Origin of the sequence: Haloprofundus halophilus (genome assembly GCF_003439925.1) — an archaeon.
GTDB lineage: Archaea > Halobacteriota > Halobacteria > Halobacteriales > Haloferacaceae > Haloprofundus > Haloprofundus halophilus.
The window spans coordinates 1,398,373-1,417,124 of the sequence record NZ_QQRR01000001.1 but is presented as its reverse complement, the minus strand read 5'-3'; the positions used below and the strand labels follow the sequence as shown (position 1 = coordinate 1,417,124).

Below are 18,752 nucleotides of genomic sequence, written 5' to 3'. Positions count from 1 at the left end.
CGTTTAATTAGTATCGATTCGAAAGGGTGGACGATGGCAACCGAAGCCTCCACCGAGTCCGCGCCCGAGGCGTACGGCGAACTGGTAGAGAAAGTCAAACGAATCTCGAACGTCCAGAACGCGGCGGGCGTGCTCGGCTGGGACCAGCAGGTGATGATGCCCGACGAGGGGACGCCCGCGCGCTCCCAGCAGCTCTCGACGCTGTCGGCGATCAGCCACGAACTGCTCGTCGAGGACGGCATCGGCGAACTGCTCGAGGAGTTGGAGGGCGAGGAGCTCTCCGACGAACAGGCGGCGGTCGTCCGTGAGGTCCGCCGCGAGTTCGAACGCGCCGCGCGCGTCCCGACCGAACTCGTCCAGGAGATCTCGGAGACCTCCTCGGAGGCGCTGCCCGCCTGGAAGGAGGCGAAAGCCGAGAACGACTTCTCGAAGTTCGCCCCGCTTCTGGAGCGACACGTCGAACTCAAGCGCGAGTACGCCGAGCACATCGACCCCGACAAGGACCCCTACGAGGTGCTGTTCGCGGAGTTCGAGCCGTACCTCCCGCTCGAACAGGCCGAGGCGATTCTCGACGAGGTCCGCGAGACGCTCGTTCCGATGATCGAGGAGATCCGCGAGTCGGAGACCGATTTGGCGACGGACGCCTTCGCGGGCACGTTCGACGAGGACGAGCAGATGGAACTGTCGCGCGATACGCTCGACACGCTCGGCTACCCGTGGGAACGCGGCCGCATCGACGTCGCGCCGCACCCGTTCTCGACGGGGACGATGTTCGACGCTCGCGTGACGACGCGCTTCGACGAGTCCGACCCGCTCGGGGCCGTCTTCTCGACTATCCACGAGTTCGGTCACGCGACGTACACCCACGGCCTGCCGGACGAGGCGTACGGCACGCCGCTCGGCGAGGCGCGTGACCTCTCGGTCCACGAGTCGCAGTCGCGGCTCTGGGAGAACCACGTCGGCCGCTCGAAGGCGTTCTGGCAGCAGTTCCTCCCGACGTTCCAAGAGCACTTCCCGCAGTCCGAGGACGTCACCGTCGAGGAGGCGTACGAGGCCGCCAACCAGGTGTACGAGGACAACCTGATTCGCGTCGAGGCAGACGAGCTTACCTATCACATGCACATCATCATCCGCTTCGAAATCGAGCGGATGCTCATCTCGGGCGAACTCGACGTGGAGGACGTTCCCGAGGCGTGGAACGACAAGTACGAGGAGTATCTGGGGATTCGGCCCGAGACGGATTCGGAGGGCTGTCTACAGGACATCCACTGGAGCCACGGCAACTTCGGTTACTTCCCGACGTACTCGCTCGGCAGCGTGATGGCCGCGCAGCTGTTTGCGGCCCCTGAAGAGGATATCGACGACCTCGAAGGACAGATTCGGGACGGCGAGTTCGACGACCTCCACGAGTGGCTCACGGCGAACGTCCACAGCCACGGCCAGCGCTACGAGACGAACGACCTCGTCGTCGAGGCGACGGGCGAGGACTTCGTCGCCGACTACTTCCTCGACTACGTGACCGAGAAGTACGGCGAACTGTACGACCTCGATTCGGCGTAAGTCGGGTTCGGGAGTTTCGTCTCTTTTCTCGGAGTCGTTCGTGTGAGCTTTCGCACCACATCGAACGCAGTGGCGACCGCACGGTAGCCGGGCGCACCGAGACGCCTCACCCTCCCCAACCGACTCCTTCGCTCGCGCTCCGCGCTCGCTCTGTCGCCCCTCGCACGAGTAGTCGCGCCGATAAAACGGCGCTCTGGCGCGCGCCGGAAGGCGGCTCCGTCCGCCCGACGAATGCGCGAGGGAGCAGTCGGCGCTCGTGCCGACTGCGAGGTTGGGGAGGTCTGAGGTCAGCGGTGGCGGTGCGGTCGTCTCGTTGTGACTCGGCAGCAGTCGTCTGCGCCTCGACCGACCGAAAGCGACAGAGTGCACATCCACCGACTCCTCTACCCACTCGAAGAAACACGAACTGCCGGTGCCCGGACGTTCATGTCGCTCCCAAGTAACCACGAGCCATGTCATCCTCCGACGAGACAGCCGAGGCGTACGACGACCTCCTAAGCCAGTACAAGCGCATCTCGAACGTCGACCACGCCTCCGGCTACCTCATGTGGGACCAGCACGTGATGATGCCGAAGGGCGGCGCGCCCGCCCGCGCCGAACAGCAGTCCGCGCTCTCGGCGGTCCACCACGACCTGCTCACGAGTGACGACCTCGCCGAGGCGCTCGACGCCGTCGACGAGGACGAACTGGACGACGACCAAACGGCCGTCGTCCGCGAGATTCGACGCCAGCACGAACGCGCCGCGAACGTCCCGAGCGACCTCGTCGAGGAACTCACGAAGGCGCAGGCCGAGGCGCACGAGGCGTGGCAAGAAGCCAAGGAGAACGACGACTTCGACGCGTTCGCGCCGCACCTCCAGACGCTTCTGGACCTCCACCGCGAGCGCGCCGGCCACATCGACCCCGACCGCGACCCCTTCGAGGTGATGTTCGAGGACCGCGAACCGCACCTCCCGCTCTCGAAGGTCGAGGAAGTGTTCTCGGACCTCCGCGAGACGCTGATTCCGCTCATCGACGACCTGCGAGAGAACGGCGACGACCTCCCGACGCCGTTCACGAGCACCTACCCCGACGACGCCCAGAAAGCGCTCTCGCAGGCGGCGCTCGACGCCTTCGGCTACCCCGAGGAGCGGGGGCGGCTCGACACCTCCGCGCACCCCTTCACGTTCGGCACGCAGTTCGACGCCCGCGTGACGACGCGATACCACGACGACGACCCGCTGGACGCGCTGATGGCGACTATCCACGAGTTCGGTCACGCCTCCTACCAACTCGGCCTCCCGGACGACGCGTACGCGACGCCGCTCGGCGAGTCGGTCTCCAGCGGGATTCACGAGTCCCAGTCCCGATACTGGGAGAACCACGTCGGCCGCACCCGCGCCTTCTGGGAGTTTTTCCTGCCCGAAGTCAAATCCCACCTGCCCGACGCCGACGACGTGACCGCCGAGAGCGCCTACGCCGCGGCGAACCGCATCAAGCCGGACAACCTCATCCGCGTCGAGGCCGACGAGGCGACGTACCACCTCCACATCATCCTCCGGTTCGAAATCGAGCGCCAGCTCGTCGCCGGCGAGATCGACGTCGAGGAAGTTCCCGAGGTGTGGGGCGACACGTTCGAGGAGTACCTCGGCATCCGCCCCGACAGCGATGCGGAGGGTTGCCTACAGGACATCCACTGGTCGAGTTGGTTCGCGTCGTTCCAGAACTACACCATCGGGAGCGTGTTCGCCGCACAGTTGGACGCGGCCATCCGAGAGGAGTTCGACGACGTGGACGGGATGATTCGTGATGGCGAGTTCGCGCCGCTTTGGGAGTGGCTCACCGAGAACGTCCACAGTCACGGCAAGCGTTATCCGACGGACGAGTTGGTCGAAGAAGCGACGGGCGAGCCGTTGACGGCGGAGTACTTCACCGAATACGTGACCGAGAAGTTCGAGGAACTGTACGGGTTGTAGTCGTTTTCCTCGTTGGTTCGGTTTTCGTCGTTGGCTTCGGAACTCAGTGACGACGCGGTAGCCGGGCGCACCGAGACAGCCACGTCCTCCCCAGCCGATTCGCTCACTTCGTTCGCTCATCCCTCGCACATCTATCGGGTGGACGGAGCCACCCTCCGGCGCGCGCCACGGCGCGGTTCTGTCCGCGCCGTTCTTCGTGCGAGGGTGCGGTCGGTGCTCGTGCCGACCGCGAGGTTGGGGAGGACTGAGGCGGGCGGTGGCGGTGCGGTCATCTCGGTGCGCCCGGCAGTCGGCTTCGACTCGTCCAAAAACACGTCTGATAGTCGGTTTGCGAGAAGTACCCACCAGTTATCACCGAACTTGCACGAGGTAGTTACCGAGTAACTATAGACAGTTGAGCTAACTGTTCCGACAACGATGATGTCTGAAGCAGGAGGCACAAATTGGATTTCTCGGGGTTGCAACAGATGACTAATTCACTCGACAGAAAGGCCCAAATCGTCATCCGAGTCGTCGGAGTTCTCTTTGCAATCGGTTCGGCAACTGCGCTCGCCGTCTCCTCGCATTCGCTCACACTCACTCTCGCTCTGATTCTACTCCTCCTGATATCCGTATTTGCCGCCATCAGACCGGGCGATGGTAAATCTGCGGGGAAGTACTTCGCACCGATTATCTTCGTTTGCGCTCTCGTGATTAGCGTCCTCACGTTTTCGAGCTTCAATGTGGTCTATACGCTTCTCATGCTCACGTTCGCCGGAGTCGCGCTCTCGCTGTTTCTCTTCGGACTAGAATACGGCGTGGAGACGTTCCTTGCATCTGGTCTTATCTGCCTGGCCTCTGCGTTCTACTTCTATCCGGTGAGGATTCTTGCAGCCCTGATTGGAGTCATCTCGGCCCTCTGTCTCTTCTTCTACGCAGCAGTCACCAAGTGGAAGCAAAAACACCAACTGGCGTAGAACTCGCCTTCTCCGACCCTACTCCGGCCGATACCCTTCCAGCATGCTCTCCACGTACTTCGCCACCACGTCGACTTCGACGTGAACAGAATCTCCAACGTCTTTCTCCGAGAGCGTCGTCACCTCGTACGTCGTCGGGATAATCGCAACTGCAACGGACTCCGGCGTCCGCTCCGCCACGGTCAGACTAATCCCGTCGAGCGTTATCGACCCCTTTGAGACGACGTACTGCGCCAACCCCTCGGGCATCGCGAACTCGAAGCGCCAGTCGTCACCGACGCGCTCGATCCCTGTCACTTCGGTCGTCGCGTCGACGTGGCCCTGCACGACGTGGCCGTCGAATCGGCCGTCCGCGGCGAGTGCGCGTTCGAGGTTTACCACGTCGCCCTCCCCGATTTCGCCCAGATACGTTTTGTCGACCGTCTCCGCGGCGAGAAACACCGAGAACCAGGCGTCCTCGTCCGCGTTCTCGAACTCCTCGACGGTGAGACAGACGCCGCTGACGCTGATGGACTGGCCGTGGTGCAGGTCGTCGAACTCCGGCGCGCTGATTCGGAGGCGACGCCCGCCCTCGGCGTCTTCGACTGCCGTCACTTCGCCCGTGCGCTCGACGATTCCGGTGAACATGCGCCCGAATTGGCGGCAACGGCGTGAAAGCGTTGTGTTCGGTCACGGGGCGCAAGTGACGGCGGGTTCGACCGGGTCGCACTCGTCGCCCTTTTCTCCCCGCGCCGGATACAGCGAGCAATGGCGCTCGGAATCTTGGACACTATCGGACTGGCGGCGACGCTCGTCTTCGCCATCCCGGTGGCGATTTACGGTATCGAGCAACTCGCGAGCGGCGAGACGCTGTTCGGCGTCGCCCTCTTGGCCGTCGCCGCGGCGATGGTGCTCGTCCCGCGCTACGTCACGACGCCCGACGACATCCCCGGCAAAGCCGCCGAGAAGGCCGTCGGCTCGGCGGTCAAAAACCCCGAGAAGAACGAAACGCGCGAGAAGGAGGAGTAGCGTGTCTCAGCGTTCCTGCGGGACGATACCCGTCGGATACGCCGCGAGAACCTCGTAGCCGTCCTCCGTCACCACGACCAGGTCCTCGATGCGGACGCCGCCCTGCGAGGAGTCGTAGACGCCCGGTTCCACCGTGACGACCATCCCGGCCTCCAGCGGCGCGTCCGCCCGCAACGACGGCGCTTCGTGGAGACTGACGCCGACGCCGTGACCCGTGCCGTGGGTGAATCCGGGCTCCTCGCCGACCGAGAAACCGTAGGCGGCGATCTCGGCGGCGGCCTCCTCGTGGACCGTGCTCGCGGCGACGCCCGCACCCGCGTCGAGTTCGTCGAACGCCGCGTTCTGTGCGGCCTCGACGGCGACGTAGGCGCGGCGCTCCCACCCGCCGTCGCCGTCGACGACGAACGTCCGCGTCAGGTCGCCGTAGTAGCCGTGCGGGCCGCGCGGCGAGATGTCCAAGAGCACCGTCTCGCCCGGCGCGATGCCGTCGGTACCGGTGAAGTGTAGGTCCGCACACGACGGCCCCGCGCCGATAACCGTGTTGCCCGCGTCGCGGACGCCGTAGGCGGCCAGGGTGACGTTCACCTGTCGACGCAGGCGCTCCGTCGACAGCGGCCCGCCCTCCCACAGGAGCTCGTCGCCGTCGGCGGTCGATTCCGCGAGAATCGTCTCCGCCCGAGCCATCCCGCGGGCCGTCGCCCGCTGGACGCGGCGGAGACAGTCCAACTCCGACTCGGTCTTCACCGCTCGCGCGTCGTCGACGGCGCTCGTCGACCGGAGTTCGTAGCCCGCGCGTTCGAGGTAGAGCGCGGCGTCGTGCGGAACCCCCTGCGGGACGAGGACGGTGCCGTCGCCGCCGAGCGCCTCGTCGAGCAGGGCGCGAGCGCGTTCGCCCGCCGGGTCATCGACGTTCTCCATCCGCACCTCGTCACCGGGGAACTCCCTCTTCGCCTGCGCTTCGAAGAGGGCGGGCGCGCAGAGCGTGGACGTGGCGTCTCCGCCCGCGGTGTCGCCGACGAAGACGAACGCGAAGTCGCGGTCCGGTCCCGAAAACCGGGTGAGATACCGCATATCGTCGTCGAAGCGGTCGCCGACGTGGACGAACGCGTCGGCGGAAGCGTCGCCGAGCGCCCGTTCCAGAAACCCGTAGTCGGTACTGGGTCGCTCCGGCCACGACGCGGCCGGGTTCTGCGCTCCTCCGCCGCTCGCCTCCGATTCGTCGGCCATCGCCTACGGTTCGGGTTCCGGCGCCGGCGGTTCCTGGGCCTGCTCCAGCATCTCCTCGACGGGTTCGTCGCGGAGTTCGTTGTGCAGGAGGACGCTGATGGGGAGCGTCGGCGCGCCGTCGACGAGATTCTCGAGGAGGACGAGCCGCTCGCGCGCGCGGCTCATCCCGACGTAGAACACGCGGCGCTCGTTGTTCGTGAGCACCGGAACCGGACTCGTCGTCTTCGTGAACTCGTCGACGCCGTCGATTTCGATGCCTTCCTGCTCGACGGTGGCGGCCATCTGCTCGACGACCTTCTCGGTGAGGTCGGTGGCGACGAACACGTGGTCGGCTTCGCGACCCTTCGCGGAGTGGATGGTGCCGATACGGACGCGGTTGGGGTCCATCCCCGCGTACTTCCCCTCGAAGTACGCCTTGATGGATTTCCGCTGGAAGCTCGTCACCTTCCGGACCATGTCGCTCGCGGAGGCCGAGTCGGGGAGGAACGGTGCGAAGTTCTTGATCTCGTCGATCGGAATCTCGATCTCGGCGAGGTCGTCGGTCTCGCTCTCCTCCTCGTACTCGTCGACGAGGTCGTAGAGGTCGTCGCGGTCGTTCGACCCGAACGCCGACTCCTGCAGCATGTCGGCGAGCCGGCGCGCCTGCAACCCGGTGATGGGTTCCTCGTTCTCCATGCGCTCGACGGCGCGGACGTACTGGGTGAGGCGGTCGGTCCACATCCGCTGGTCGGTGAGCACGCTGAACGGGATGCCCTCTTTGATGAAGTCGTCGATGAACTGGAACATCTGGTAGCGCGCCCGGAACAGGAGCATGATGTCGCCGTCGTCCTCTTGGACCGTGTAGCGGACGTTGCGGACGAGGTTGAGCATCGACGGGCTCTCGACGGCTTCGACGACGCCGCCCTCCTTTCTCGGTTTGAGGTCTTTCTCCTGACGCTTGTCGATGTGTCGAATCTCGCGGTTGACGACGTTGAGGATGCGAGAGGGGAGACGGTAGGAGTTCGGAAGCACCTCGTCCTCGTCGCGCTCGGCGTCGAGGAGGAGGTTGGGGTCGGCGCCCTGCCACGCGTAGACGACCTGGTCGTCGTCGCCGGCGATGAGCACGCGTTTCATATGCGGTTTCCACTCCTCGTACACCTCGTACTGCAGCGTCGTGATGTCCTGGAACTCGTCGATGACGAGGTAGTCGACGCTCGGGAGCAGCGAGCGCTGTTTCACCCGCTGGAGCATGTCGGCGAAGCCGACGAGCCCGTTCTGCCCCTTGTAGTTGCGCCACGCACGAATCGCCTCGGGGATGTCGACGCGGTCGTCCGAGGAGGGCCACGTCGGCGTGTACTTGTTACCCTCCTGGGCGTTGGGGTCTATCTCGGGCGGGAGCCGGACTTTCTCGACGTTCCACTGGAATGGAACGTCGTACCAGTCGGCGACGTCGCGCTGAGTTCGTTGGAGCCACTGACTCGTGGCGATGACCTTGTTCCCGATGGTCGTCGAACGCGCGGTTCGGCGGCCCTTCCCGCCGTACTCGTCCTCGTATTCGAGGCCGAACTCCTCGCAGAACTCCTGTTTGTTCTTCTCGCCGACGACGTCGCCGCGCGAGAGGTTGAGCAGTTCGTACGCCTTCGCGTGCATCGTACAGACGTTGCCCTGGAGCGCACGGGGCGAGATATCGAGACGCTCGGCGAGGCGGTCCCTGACCTCCTGTGCCGCTGCACGGGTGTAGGAGACGACGAGGATGTCGCGGAACTCCACGTCGTCTTCTTCGAGCAACTCTTCGACGCGATTGAGGAGAGCGGTGGTTTTCCCGCTGCCCGGGCCACCGAACAGTCGGGTGACGGTGGGCGCTGTCTCAGCCATTATCCCGTTTCACGCCCTACGGTGTGATAAACCACGTGGCTTCTCTCGGCGGCGTGAACGCGGTCCTCGAACGGTTCTCGACCGGTCTTCGACCTCCGTCGGGTCGCACCGCTGACGCTCGGGGGAGAGAGTCGTGCGCAAAAAACGGCGGGGAACCGAACTCAGGCGTAGGGGTCCCATCCGCAGACGGCACACGTTACGGCGTCTTCGGTGTCGTCGTGGAGCGCTCCGCACTCCGGACACTGCTTCTTGTTATAGGATCGGTCCCAGCGTTGCGGTTCCGTCTCGTGACCACGGTCGGCTAAGAACTGGTCGAATACGTCGTCGCTGGGTGCGGATGCCATACAGGTCGTGCTATGGCATGACAGTACATATTCTTTGTGGGTGGGTCGGTGCGCCTCCGTCGTCGAAGCGCGCTAAGACGCGCTCTATCCGTCGATTACGTCGATTTCTTGACGGCGCTCTCGTCGCGGACGGTTTCGTCGTCGTGAACCGCCCAGTAGGTGTTCCGGTACCGCTTGATCTTGCGGTAGAGCAGGTACCCGAAGAAGCCGTCGTAGAGGATGACGTATCCGAGGTAGGCGACCAGTTGCGGTACGCTGAACGGAACGACCGTCTGCATGAACAGCCAGACGAGTCCCGACCCGACACCGACGGTGGTGTTGTACGTCGCGTGGATGAACGCCGCGATGAGCAACCCCTTGACGATTATCGGACCGCCGTTCTCGCTGTTGAACTTCGCGAGACCGAGATAGTAGCCCGCGAACGCCGAGTAGATGACGTGTCCGGGGCCGGCGAGCGCTCTGACGGCCGTTATTTCGCCGCCGACGCCGATGAGTTCGAGACCGAACTCCAACTGGGCCGGTTCGACGCCCTGCGTGATGTACAGCGCGTTCTCGATGGTCGCGAAGCCGAGTCCGGCCATCGCCCCGTACACCGCGCCGTCGATGACGGCGTTGAACCGGTCGCTCCGGTAGGCGTACAGCCGTACCGCGAGCAGTTTCACCGTCTCCTCGACGGGACCGACGACGAGGAAGAAAAACAGCACCGACCCCACGATGGGGAGCAGCTGGAAGTACGGGTTCAAGACGCTATTGACGAGCGCCGCGAAGTTCGCCGTCAGCACCCCGAGCAGGAACGTCGCGACCAGCAACGAAAGCGGTTCGTTACTGGTCACGTCCGAGTAGTACACGTAACCGGCCAACGCGAGGGCAGGTATCACTGAGAGGGCGGTGAGTACTCCCACCTCCGGCGTCGAAAACATCGTGAGTCCTCCGATACCGACGAGCAACAACAGCGCGACGAGGACGATGGCGACGCGAAACACCGTCGTCGCGAGGTTCCAGATCGCGACGGAGAGACCGTCGAGAGAGCTGCGTTCCTCCCACGTCGACACGTCGTAGAGGTCGAGCGACCCCGCCGACGCCCGTTCGATAGGGTCCCGTTCGTTCGTCATACGGCTATGTCACCCGGAATCATCAAATCTTTTGGGCCTCCTCGGACCGACCGAGACGGTCCGCGTTCGGCGGAACCGCCGACGAGGTACGCTGAAAACCCCTCCCGCCCAACGTCCGGTATGCACTTCGACTCGCGCACACAGGCGGCGCTCCGAGAGGTCGGTCTCGACACCGACCGGATTCGGGAGGCGTCGGACCTCGTCGCGGAGACGGTCGCAAACGACGCCGACGCCCTGTCGACGTTCTTCGACGAAGCCGAGGCGTTCTACTCCGACATGGAGCTGGCCCACAGCAGCGACGACGTTCAGCGACACGTCGTCGACCACGTCGACCTCTACACCCACGGTGCGAGCATGCGCGGCTACCTCCAGTTCGACTCGTGGGGCGTTCCCATAGAGGGCGGACGAATCCTCTCCGACGACGTGGTCGAACTGACGCTCGGACCGACGGTTCACGACCGGGTGCGGTTCGCCCGCGACGCCGACGCACTATGAACGTTCGCGTCCGCGGTATATACACGACGGCGCTGACTCGATTGTTCCTCGACGCCGGCGACGACGTGGTACAGGCGTCGGGACCCATTCGGCGACGCTTCGACGAGTCGTTCGACGCCGAGACCCACGACGTCGCGGTCGAGACGACGAACGACCGACAGGGCGTCGGCGTCACCGGCGACGCGGCGGCGGTCGACCGCGCTCGCGACCGACTCCGCGGCGTCGGTATCGACGCGTTCGCGTGGGACGACCCGGCACCCGAGGGCGCGGTGTTCGACGGACGGGTGAGCGAGACGCTCGGCGGCGGTGCCGTCGTCGATCTCGGCGGGACCGACGGCTACCTTCCCTACCGCAACGCCGACGACCACGTCGAATCCGGCGACGCGCTCCGCGTCCAAGTGTCTTCGTCGACGCCGCCGTGGAGCGACGACCGGCCGCAGTTGGACACCGATATTCGCGCCCACGACGGTCTCGTGACGCTCGTCCCCGGACAGGAGGGGACGACGGTGGCGACCCACGACGACGAGGCCGGGCGGGAACTGGTCGGGATGACCGACCTGTTGGACCCGGACGTTCCCGACGGGTGGGGTATCCGCTGGCGACACAGCGCGACGGAGGCGGACATGACCGCGCTCGGCGACGCGCTCGACGGCGCGAGCGACCGTGCACGGGAGATGGACGCGGCGCTCTCGGAGCCCGTCGGCGACCCCGGCGTCGTCGTTCCCGCCGCGGGCGCGTGGGTCTGGTTCGGCCGCGAGTCGCGGTTCGCGCTCGACGACCTACGGCGCGAGGTGTCGACGACGATGCCGGGCCACCACCGGACGAAGGCCGCGGCGAACGCGGCGAGTGCGGGCGTCGACCTCGCGGAGGCGCTCTGCACGTTCGACGACGGCGACGGCGAGTTCCCGTTCGGCGTGGTCGCCGACCAGTTCGGCCCCGCCGAAGGCGACTCGGTCCGTATCGGCCACGGCAAACCGGACGGTCGGCTCGTCACGCTCGGGTCGGGCGAGGTGGTAGAACGCGACGAGCGGGGGACGGTCGCCGTCGAACGGACGATGTCCGGCGGCGGCCGGTACGACGCGCTCGGCACGAAACGCGAGCGCGGCGACACGGCGCTCACGAAGTTCCGGGAGGGCCGCTGGTGGTATCCGACGGTCTACCGCGGCGCCGACGGCGAGCGGAAGGGAACGTACGTCAACATCTGCACCCCCGTCGAGTGCTTCCCCGGCGAGATTCGCTACGTCGACCTGCACGTCGACGTGGTGAAACACCCGGACGGGAGCGTCGAACGCGTCGACGACGACGAACTCGACGCGGCCGTCGAAGCGGGTCATCTCTCGGAGACGTTGGCCGAGAAGACGCGGCGGGTCGCGTCGTCGTTAGAGCGGGCGCTCTGAGAACTGGCGAACAGACGGAGCGTCGACGGATGGCCGTCTTCGGACGCGAAGCGGTGCTCCGTGCTCCCGCGTCGGCCGACTTCGCGCGGCGGTCAGCGCACGCGGCCAGTTGGCGCCGTCATCCCTGAAAAAGGCGAGGGGCAGCGAACGGAGACCTTGTCGTGAGACCAGAGCGTTTACGAGGCTCAGAAGTGCTCGGCCGACTCGTTGGAGAACTGCAGCTCCCCGCCGCGACCACCTTCGACCGTGCTACTGCCCTGGTCGCCGGTGCTCGGGACCTTCACCGTCACGTCGCGGACGTCCTCGAAGTCGCGGATGAGGTCGGCTTTGATGTTCGTCGCGGTGACGTTGCTGATGCCGCACCCCGAGCAAGTCCCGCCGAGTTCGACGACGACTTCGCCCGTCTCCGGGTTCGCTTCGCGCACGACGCTCGTCCCGCCGTGCATCTGGATGATGGGCATCTGGCCGACCATCCAGTTCTCGATTTGCTCTTTGAGGGTCTCGTCGCTCATTGACGACTCTTGTGCCCCCACCTATGCGTATGTTGTGGTTCGATACGGGCGATTGCGGGTGAATAATCGGGACCGAACGCCGTTTCGCCCCCGCTTGTTTTGTCCCTGCATCGCGAACAGTGTGGGTACATGGAAGCTCCCGTCATCGCGCTCCGGTTGATTGCCGGGCTCTTACTCATTCTGGCGAACGGTTTCTTCGTCGCCATCGAGTTCGCGCTCACGCGAGTCCGACAGTTCCCCGAGTCCGAGTTCCAGGGTTCGAAGGCGCTCGAACGAGCGTGGGACATGACCGACCGCCTCGAAATCTACCTCACGAGCTGTCAGGTCGGTATCACCGCGACGAGCATCGCGGTCGGTATCGTCGCCGAACCGGCGCTGGCGGCCATCTTCGAGCCGTACATCGAAGGGACGTTCCTCGCCTCGATCAGCGCGGGCGCGATTCTCGCGTTCCTCATCATCAACCTCGTCCACCTCACCCACGGCGAGCAGACGCCGACGTACCTCGGCGTCGAACGCAGCAAGTGGGTCTGTAAGTACGGCGCGACGCCGCTGTACTACTTCGCGATGTCCATCTACCCCATCATCAAACTGGGCGACGGCGTCGCCAAGTGGACGCTCCGGCTGTTCGGCGTCGAACTGACTCGCTCGTGGACCGAGGCCGAAGAGGACACGGTCGAGAGTCGCGCCGACCTCCGCCGGCAGATGGCGTCGATTCTCGAAGCGGGCGACCTCTCCGAGGAACGCCGCGAAGAGGTGATGAACGCGCTCGAAGTCGGCGAACAGCCGATCTCCGAGGTGATGGTCGACGTCGACGACACGGCCGTGCTCTCGACGGAGTTCTCGGTCGAGGAGAACCTCGCGGTCGTCGAGGCGAACCCGCACACGCGGTTCCCGCTCACCGGCGAGTCGCTTTCGGACTTCCGCGGCATCGTCTACGCGCCGACGGTCGTCAACGCCTACGACGACCTCTCGTCGGGCGAGATGACGTTCGAGGACATCGCCGCGCCGCCGCTGACGCTCGACGCGGGGACGACGGTGAGCGAGGCGATAGACCGATTCCAGGAGGCAGAGCAGGAACTGGCGCTCGTCGAGGAGGACGGCGAAGTCGTCGGGCTGCTCACCGCGACCGACGCGCTCGAAGAGGTGATGGGCGAGATGCGCGACCCGACCGACCGGAAGGCCGACGCCGACGTCGAAGCGAGTTCCTAACGCGCTGTCGTCGACACGTCCTCCCGTCACTCGCTCCGGCGACTCCCGTCACTCGCCCCGGCGACTCCCGTCACCCGCTCCGGCGGCCCCGTCACTCGCTTCGGCGGCTCCCGTCTGTCGCTTCGACCACCACGCGCCGACGCCGAGCGCCGTCACCGCGGTGCCGACGCCGAAACCGGGTGCGACGATAGCCGACGAGTCGTCGGCGTCGCCGTCACTGTCGCCGGCGCTCGCTGGCGTCCCGGAGTCGCTCGCACCCGCTCTCGACTCCGGGTTCGGTGTCGGTGTCAACACGTCGACGCCGTCCGACTGGCTGCCGCCGAGCGACGGCGGGTTCGTCTGCTGACCCGCGTGGTCGGGGAAGACGTACAGTCGCCCGGTCGCGTCGTCGGTGCCCATGCTACTGGCGACGAACGTCTCCCCGGGGACGGCGAGGCGAGCGGTCCAGAAACTCGCTCGCTCCGGTTCGCGCCACCACGCGAGTTCCTCCGGGTTCCGCGGGTCGGTGACGTCGTGGCGCTTGACGCCGCCGCGGTACCACGAGGTGTACAGTCGGTCGTCGCGGAGTTCGAAGTTGTGTGCGGTGGTCCAGACGCCGCCGTACGTCGGGTCCGGCGTCGGCGGCGGGTCGATAGTCGACAGCTTCTGTGGGCTCTGCGGGTCGGCGACGTCCCACAGTTCGACGCCGCCGGGGCCGCCGACCAGTTCGTCGTCGCCGTCCCCCTCGCCCGCGCGCTCGGCCCACGACTCCTTGCCGACGCCGAGCAGCGTCCCGTCCTCGTTCGTCGCCACGTAGTGGTCGTTACCCGGCGGCACGGTCGACTCCCGCCGGGCGCTCTGTCCGCCGGAGACGGCGAGTTCGGACGGTGAAGCGCCTTCGAGCGGTCCGATCGTCTCCGGGGTCGTCGGGTCCGAAACGTCGAGCAGCCACGTTCCGGCGTCCCAGTGAGCGAGGTAGGCGACACCGTCCTGTACCCACACGTCGTGGACGGTCCGGCGACCCGCCGAGACGTCGCCCCACGCGGCGTCCTCGTCCAGGAGCGACCACCGGCCGACCTCCCGTGGGTCGTCGCCTCGGAGGTCGACGACGACGAGCGGGTTTCGGTCGTACTCGTTGGCGGTGAGGTAGGCGTAGCCGCCGCTGACGTAGCAGTTGTGTATCGGGTAGTCGGTCTCGAAGAAGGCCAGCGTCTCCGGCTCCCGCGGGTCAGAGACGTCTTCGACGAGCAGTCCCGAGAGCGCGCCCGGGATGCTGTTGGCGGGTCCGACGGCGAGGAGTCGCTCGTTGGCGGCGTCGTGTTTCACGTCCCACACCTGACGCAGCGGACCGCCCTCTCGGTCCGAGAGGAGTTCTCGACGCTCGGCGAGCAGTTCCGGGCGGTCGGCGACCGACACGTCGACGACGGCATACCCGCCGCTGGCGGCGACGAACGCGGTCTGTCCGTCGGGCGCGACGACGGCCTCTTTCGCACCCCTGACGTCGACGAACCCGTACGGGCGGTACGGTCCCGGATGCGCGTCGGCGCGACTCGTCGTCAGCGCCGGTGCGGCCGAGAGTCCGAGCGCGGCGGCGCTTCCGCGCAGCACGTCACGTCTGCGCATAGGTGGTGCTGTACGTGCAGGCGAATAAGCGACGCGTCTCCGTCCCAGTGCGGGACCGTCTCGCCTAGTCGCCCGTCTCGTTCAGTCGCTCGTCTCGTCCAGCTGACCGTCCCGCCTTCGGAGGCCGAGCGAAGGTACCCTTAGAAACGAGTGCGGTCGCCCGTCCCGCCGGTCATCGCGCTCGCGAGCGCCCCGCGGACTACGACGTCGTCGCCGAGCGTCGTCAGCTGGATGTCGGGGACGTTGATGAACACCATCTCGTCCATCTTCCGGCGGATGGGCTCTAAGATGAGGTCGGGGTTGTTCAGCGCCACCGCGCCGCCGATGAAGACGACGAGCGGCGCGTAGGCGTGGATGGTGTTGGCGACGCCCATCGCGTTCCAGTGACCGACCTGGTCGACGATGTAGTCGGCGAACTCGTCCTCGCCCGCGTGCTCGAACACGTCGATGGCGGAGAAGTCGGGGTCCTCGACCGGCAGCGCCGTCTCGACGGGGTCCTCCGCGTGGAGTTCCTCCGCGTACCGCGGGATGTTGTTGCCGGAGCAGTACGCCTCCCAGTGACCGTCGTGGCCGCACCCGCAGGTGCGGAAACCGTGCGGGTCGATGGTCATGTGGCCGACCTCGCCCGCGTTGCCGTCCCACCCGCTGAGCACCTCGCCGTCGACGCAGACGCCCGCGCCGATGCCCGAGGAGATGGTGAGATACACCATGTCGTCGGGGTTGCGGTCCGAGTAGAAGCGCTCGCCGATGACGCCCGCGTTCGTGTCGTTGTGGAGGTAAATCTCGTCGGTGTCCAGCAGTTTCGACAGCGGGCCCGTGAGCGGGATGCGGTCGATGGTGTCCGGCAGGTTCGCCGGCTGCTCTATCGCGCCCTCGGCGAGGTCCAGCGGGCCGATGGAGCCGATGCCCGCGGCGACGGCGTCGGTCGGGGCGACGCCTGCCTCGTCGCAGGCCTCGCGGACGACGCTGAGCACCTCTTCGGTCACCGCGATACCGGTCGGGCCGCGCGGCGTCCCGTGTTTCGTGTTTCCGATGATGGTTCCGTCGTCGTCGGCGACGACCGCTCGGACGTTCGTCGCACCGAGGTCGACGCCCACGTAGTAGGCCATTGTACTCACAACCACCGTCCCGCCACTTAACTGCACAGATTCGATACGTCAGATGGCAGCGGTTATGTCGCTTAATCTGCCCGTAGGGGCTCCCTAACGAACGTCTAGCGGTACCGAATAACACCGTACTCGGAGCTTAGTTACTACTTGCAGTGTTCGTCGGCAGCTTCGGAATCAGCCACGTGAGCAGCGCGTCCGGACTCCGGGTTTGGGTCCACACCCGACCGGGACCCTCGAACTCGCAGACCAGCCCCTCGCCGCTGAACAGCGTCGAACGGAGGCCGCCGACCGCGCGAACGTCGAACGTCGTCGTCGCCTCGAACGCGACGATGTGGCCCGTGTCGACGGTGTACTTCTCCCCCTCTTTCAGTTCTCTCTCCCGAATCGCGCCGTAACTGGAGAGAAACGCCGGACCGGTTCCGTCGAGACGGAGCAGAAACAGTCCTTCACCGCCGAAGAACGACCGGCCGCCGCCGAACTGCGTGTCCAGTTCGATGTCTCTGCCCGAGGCGAGATACGACCCCGACTGCACGAACAGCGTCTCGCCGTCGAGGCGGTAGTCCGCGATGTCGCCGGGAAGCGGCGGCGCGAGCGACAGTTCCCCGGCTTCGCGGGCGGTGAACGTGTTCTGAAAGAAGCTCTCGCCGCCCAACAGACTCCGCTTGAGCGACCCGAAGAGGCCGCCGTCGGCACCCGTCTCGATGTCGATGCCATCGTCGTAACTGACCATCGCGCCGGCTTCGGTACGGACCGTCTCACCGGAGGCCAGCGAGAGCGTCAGCAGTGTGAACGACGGTGCGAACTCGATCTCGTGTTCCATGTGGGTGTGCGCCGCACGGAGCCGAATGAGTGTTCGCCTCGTTCGCCCCGAGGTCGGCTCAGTCCTCCGAGCGGACGAACGTCACGGGGCACGGTGCCGACAGCATGACTTCCTGCGCGGTGCTGCCGAACACGGCCTTACCGGTCGGCGAGCGCTGACGGCCGCCGACGATAATCTGGTCGGCACCGACGCTCGAAGCGAGGTCGACGATGCTCGTCCCGTGCTTGCCCACCGCGCCGCGAACGTCGTACTCGACGCCGGCCTCGTCGAGAATCTTCGTGAGGTCGCGTATCGTCGCGTGACGCGAGGCCACGTCGTCCGGCGAGACCTCCTCGGCGGTCTGGTCGAACGCCAGTTTGTCGAGCGTCTCGTCGTACTCCTGTCGGGTGAAGACGTGTCCGAGGACGACCGTCGCGCCGGTCGGTCCGGCGATGTCGACGGCGACCTCGCCGAGTCGGTCGATGCGCTCTGCGTCTCCGGCACCGACTGCCAGCAGCACTGTGTCTATTGCCATGACTAGCGGTAGTCACGTTCTCGACTTAAAAGTGACGAAGGATTTACTCGGTGTCGAATAAACATTTGTGTGCTATGCGGCGCTCTACGATGGCAATCGTTCTCACGACACATGTAGATTACTCCGCGACGGTCTACACTTTTGCTCGCGGCCGCCCACGTATCGGTATGCTCACTCCTGACCTCTCGGGTCGTACCGCTCTCGTCACCGGCAGCGCGAAAGGCATCGGCCGAGAACTGCTGCTCTCGACGGCCGACTGCGGTGCGGACGTCGCCGTCCACTATCACTCGAGCGCCGCCGAAGCCGAAGACGTCGCCGCCGCCGCCGAAAGTCGGGGCGTCTCGGCGACGACGGTACAGGGCGACGTGACCGACCCCGACGGCGTCGACGACCTGTTCTCGGCGGTCGAGTCGGACCTCGGCACCGTCGACGTTCTCGTCAACAACGTCGGCGACTTCGCGCCCTCGCACTGGGAGGACATCGAGTTCGACACCTGGCAGCGCGTCGTCGAGACGAACTTCTACGGGACGTTTCTCTGCTCGAAGCGGGCGCTCCCGGGGATGCGAGAAGCCGACTGGGGTCGCATCGTCAACGTCGGCTACGCGGGCAGCGAGAAGGCGCTCGTCTACCCGAAGAACTTCCCGTACTTCGTCGCCAAGACGGGCGTGCTGATGTTCACGCGGATGCTCGGGGCCGACACTCAAGACACCGAGATTACGGTCAACGCCGTCTCGCCGTACGTCGTCGAGAACTCCGACGAGTTCCCCGACGAACTGCCGCGGGGCCGCCCCGCCTCGTTCGAGGACATGTCGCAGGCGATGCTGTTCTTCCTCCACGAGGACAGCGGTTACATCAGCGGCGAGAACGTCGAAGTCGACGGCGGGTGGCTTCCCGAAACGCTCTGAAACGACCTTTTGCGCTGCGGGCTGCCTTCGGCAGCCCTCGGCAAAAGCTCGACCAAAAGCATTCGTCGCTCAGTTCGGCGGCTTCGCCGCCTCCCTTCGCTCCTCAGCCCGCTCGCTCCCTACGGTCGCTTCGCGGCACAGCAACGGGCGACGACCGGCGGTGGAGGGCTGTC

The 18,752-nt window shown here is 65.9% G+C and carries 18 protein-coding genes; 8 read left to right on the top strand and 10 right to left on the bottom strand.

The window, feature by feature from the left end:
* Positions 1-33: 33 nt before the first annotated feature.
* The 3 genes from DV709_RS07070 to DV709_RS07060 all read left to right on the top strand — a co-directional run bounded on the left by DV709_RS07070 (position 34) and on the right by DV709_RS07060 (position 4,471).
* Entirely contained in the window at positions 34-1,560 is a 1,527-nt protein-coding gene (locus DV709_RS07070) for a carboxypeptidase M32 (RefSeq protein ID WP_117593019.1), read from the top strand.
* A gap of 452 nt (positions 1,561-2,012) precedes the next feature.
* Entirely contained in the window at positions 2,013-3,515 is a 1,503-nt protein-coding gene (locus DV709_RS07065) for a carboxypeptidase M32 (protein WP_117593015.1), read from the top strand.
* Between the two features lie 467 nt (positions 3,516-3,982).
* Entirely contained in the window at positions 3,983-4,471 is a 489-nt protein-coding gene (locus DV709_RS07060; RefSeq protein WP_117593012.1) for a hypothetical protein, read from the top strand.
* 18 nt (positions 4,472-4,489) lie between these two features.
* Here DV709_RS07060 and DV709_RS07055 read toward each other — a convergent pair whose 3' ends face one another.
* Positions 4,490-5,098, bottom strand: coding sequence for a riboflavin synthase (locus tag DV709_RS07055; protein ID WP_117593009.1), 609 nt, complete (start codon positions 5,096-5,098; stop codon positions 4,490-4,492).
* Between the two features lie 120 nt (positions 5,099-5,218).
* Between DV709_RS07055 and DV709_RS07050 the strand changes: the two genes are divergently transcribed.
* On the top strand, positions 5,219-5,479 hold the full coding sequence (locus DV709_RS07050; protein ID WP_117593006.1) for a DUF7533 family protein: 261 nt from the start codon (positions 5,219-5,221) through the stop codon (positions 5,477-5,479).
* Positions 5,480-5,485: 6 nt separating this feature from the next.
* Here DV709_RS07050 and DV709_RS07045 read toward each other — a convergent pair whose 3' ends face one another.
* From DV709_RS07045 to DV709_RS07030, 4 genes are all read right to left on the bottom strand, one after another.
* Positions 5,486-6,706 carry a M24 family metallopeptidase gene (locus DV709_RS07045; RefSeq protein WP_117593002.1) on the bottom strand — a complete coding sequence of 407 codons (1,221 nt, stop codon included), beginning with the start codon at positions 6,704-6,706 and terminating at the stop codon, positions 5,486-5,488.
* 3 nt (positions 6,707-6,709) lie between these two features.
* Positions 6,710-8,560: a UvrD-helicase domain-containing protein gene (locus tag DV709_RS07040; RefSeq protein ID WP_117592999.1), complete on the bottom strand. Its 1,851-nt coding sequence runs from the start codon at positions 8,558-8,560 to the stop codon at positions 6,710-6,712.
* Between the two features lie 161 nt (positions 8,561-8,721).
* The gene (locus DV709_RS07035) at positions 8,722-8,904 is read right to left on the bottom strand and encodes an HVO_0416 family zinc finger protein (protein ID WP_117592996.1); all 183 of its coding nucleotides are present in this window, start codon (positions 8,902-8,904) and stop codon (positions 8,722-8,724) included.
* A gap of 95 nt (positions 8,905-8,999) precedes the next feature.
* A complete protein-coding gene (locus DV709_RS07030; protein WP_117592993.1) occupies positions 9,000-10,016 on the bottom strand; it encodes a PrsW family intramembrane metalloprotease in 1,017 nt (338 codons plus the stop codon).
* A 120-nt stretch (positions 10,017-10,136) separates the two neighbouring features.
* Here DV709_RS07030 and DV709_RS07025 point away from each other — a divergent pair, with 120 nt between their 5' ends.
* Both DV709_RS07025 and DV709_RS07020 read left to right on the top strand, forming a co-directional pair.
* Positions 10,137-10,511: a DUF7532 family protein gene (locus tag DV709_RS07025; RefSeq protein WP_117592991.1), complete on the top strand. Its 375-nt coding sequence runs from the start codon at positions 10,137-10,139 to the stop codon at positions 10,509-10,511.
* Complete coding sequence (locus DV709_RS07020) at positions 10,508-11,908, top strand: DUF402 domain-containing protein (protein WP_117592989.1); 1,401 nt, start codon at positions 10,508-10,510, stop codon at positions 11,906-11,908. Before DV709_RS07025 ends, DV709_RS07020 begins: the two co-directional genes overlap by 4 nt.
* A 185-nt stretch (positions 11,909-12,093) precedes the next feature.
* Here DV709_RS07020 and DV709_RS07015 read toward each other — a convergent pair whose 3' ends face one another.
* On the bottom strand, positions 12,094-12,420 hold the full coding sequence (locus DV709_RS07015; protein WP_117592987.1) for a NifU family protein: 327 nt from the start codon (positions 12,418-12,420) through the stop codon (positions 12,094-12,096).
* A gap of 129 nt (positions 12,421-12,549) precedes the next feature.
* Here DV709_RS07015 and DV709_RS07010 point away from each other — a divergent pair, with 129 nt between their 5' ends.
* Entirely contained in the window at positions 12,550-13,629 is a 1,080-nt protein-coding gene (locus tag DV709_RS07010) for a CNNM domain-containing protein (RefSeq protein WP_117592985.1), read from the top strand.
* 48 nt (positions 13,630-13,677) lie between these two features.
* Here DV709_RS07010 and DV709_RS07005 read toward each other — a convergent pair whose 3' ends face one another.
* From DV709_RS07005 to DV709_RS06990, 4 genes are all read right to left on the bottom strand, one after another.
* Positions 13,678-15,231, bottom strand: a complete 1,554-nt coding sequence (locus DV709_RS07005) for an LVIVD repeat-containing protein (protein WP_117592982.1) — start codon at positions 15,229-15,231, stop codon at positions 13,678-13,680.
* Between the two features lie 140 nt (positions 15,232-15,371).
* Positions 15,372-16,340: an ROK family protein gene (locus DV709_RS07000; protein ID WP_117592979.1), complete on the bottom strand. Its 969-nt coding sequence runs from the start codon at positions 16,338-16,340 to the stop codon at positions 15,372-15,374.
* Between the two features lie 136 nt (positions 16,341-16,476).
* The gene (locus DV709_RS06995; protein WP_117592977.1) at positions 16,477-17,160 is read right to left on the bottom strand and encodes a TIGR00266 family protein; all 684 of its coding nucleotides are present in this window, start codon (positions 17,158-17,160) and stop codon (positions 16,477-16,479) included.
* Positions 17,161-17,218: 58 nt separating this feature from the next.
* A complete protein-coding gene (locus tag DV709_RS06990; RefSeq protein ID WP_117592975.1) occupies positions 17,219-17,674 on the bottom strand; it encodes a universal stress protein in 456 nt (151 codons plus the stop codon).
* 167 nt (positions 17,675-17,841) lie between these two features.
* On the opposite strand from DV709_RS06990, the gene DV709_RS06985 reads away from it, so the two are divergent.
* Positions 17,842-18,579, top strand: a complete 738-nt coding sequence (locus DV709_RS06985; RefSeq protein ID WP_117592972.1) for an SDR family NAD(P)-dependent oxidoreductase — start codon at positions 17,842-17,844, stop codon at positions 18,577-18,579.
* Positions 18,580-18,752: the final 173 nt, after the last annotated feature.

What these genes read in the sequence shown, in the direction of transcription:
- DV709_RS07070 (WP_117593019.1), top strand. Translation starts at nt 34, where the DNA reads ATGGCAACCGAAGCCTCCACCGAGTCCGCGCCCGAGGCGTACGGCGAA.
- DV709_RS07065 (WP_117593015.1), top strand. Translation starts at nt 2,013, where the DNA reads ATGTCATCCTCCGACGAGACAGCCGAGGCGTACGACGACCTCCTAAGC.
- DV709_RS07060 (WP_117593012.1), top strand. Translation starts at nt 3,983, where the DNA reads ATGACTAATTCACTCGACAGAAAGGCCCAAATCGTCATCCGAGTCGTC.
- DV709_RS07055 (WP_117593009.1), bottom strand. Translation starts at nt 5,098, where the DNA reads ATGTTCACCGGAATCGTCGAGCGCACGGGCGAAGTGACGGCAGTCGAA.
- DV709_RS07050 (WP_117593006.1), top strand. Translation starts at nt 5,219, where the DNA reads ATGGCGCTCGGAATCTTGGACACTATCGGACTGGCGGCGACGCTCGTC.
- DV709_RS07045 (WP_117593002.1), bottom strand. Translation starts at nt 6,706, where the DNA reads ATGGCCGACGAATCGGAGGCGAGCGGCGGAGGAGCGCAGAACCCGGCC.
- DV709_RS07040 (WP_117592999.1), bottom strand. Translation starts at nt 8,560, where the DNA reads ATGGCTGAGACAGCGCCCACCGTCACCCGACTGTTCGGTGGCCCGGGC.
- DV709_RS07035 (WP_117592996.1), bottom strand. Translation starts at nt 8,904, where the DNA reads ATGGCATCCGCACCCAGCGACGACGTATTCGACCAGTTCTTAGCCGAC.
- DV709_RS07030 (WP_117592993.1), bottom strand. Translation starts at nt 10,016, where the DNA reads ATGACGAACGAACGGGACCCTATCGAACGGGCGTCGGCGGGGTCGCTC.
- DV709_RS07025 (WP_117592991.1), top strand. Translation starts at nt 10,137, where the DNA reads ATGCACTTCGACTCGCGCACACAGGCGGCGCTCCGAGAGGTCGGTCTC.
- DV709_RS07020 (WP_117592989.1), top strand. Translation starts at nt 10,508, where the DNA reads ATGAACGTTCGCGTCCGCGGTATATACACGACGGCGCTGACTCGATTG.
- DV709_RS07015 (WP_117592987.1), bottom strand. Translation starts at nt 12,420, where the DNA reads ATGAGCGACGAGACCCTCAAAGAGCAAATCGAGAACTGGATGGTCGGC.
- DV709_RS07010 (WP_117592985.1), top strand. Translation starts at nt 12,550, where the DNA reads ATGGAAGCTCCCGTCATCGCGCTCCGGTTGATTGCCGGGCTCTTACTC.
- DV709_RS07005 (WP_117592982.1), bottom strand. Translation starts at nt 15,231, where the DNA reads ATGCGCAGACGTGACGTGCTGCGCGGAAGCGCCGCCGCGCTCGGACTC.
- DV709_RS07000 (WP_117592979.1), bottom strand. Translation starts at nt 16,340, where the DNA reads ATGGCCTACTACGTGGGCGTCGACCTCGGTGCGACGAACGTCCGAGCG.
- DV709_RS06995 (WP_117592977.1), bottom strand. Translation starts at nt 17,160, where the DNA reads ATGGAACACGAGATCGAGTTCGCACCGTCGTTCACACTGCTGACGCTC.
- DV709_RS06990 (WP_117592975.1), bottom strand. Translation starts at nt 17,674, where the DNA reads ATGGCAATAGACACAGTGCTGCTGGCAGTCGGTGCCGGAGACGCAGAG.
- DV709_RS06985 (WP_117592972.1), top strand. Translation starts at nt 17,842, where the DNA reads ATGCTCACTCCTGACCTCTCGGGTCGTACCGCTCTCGTCACCGGCAGC.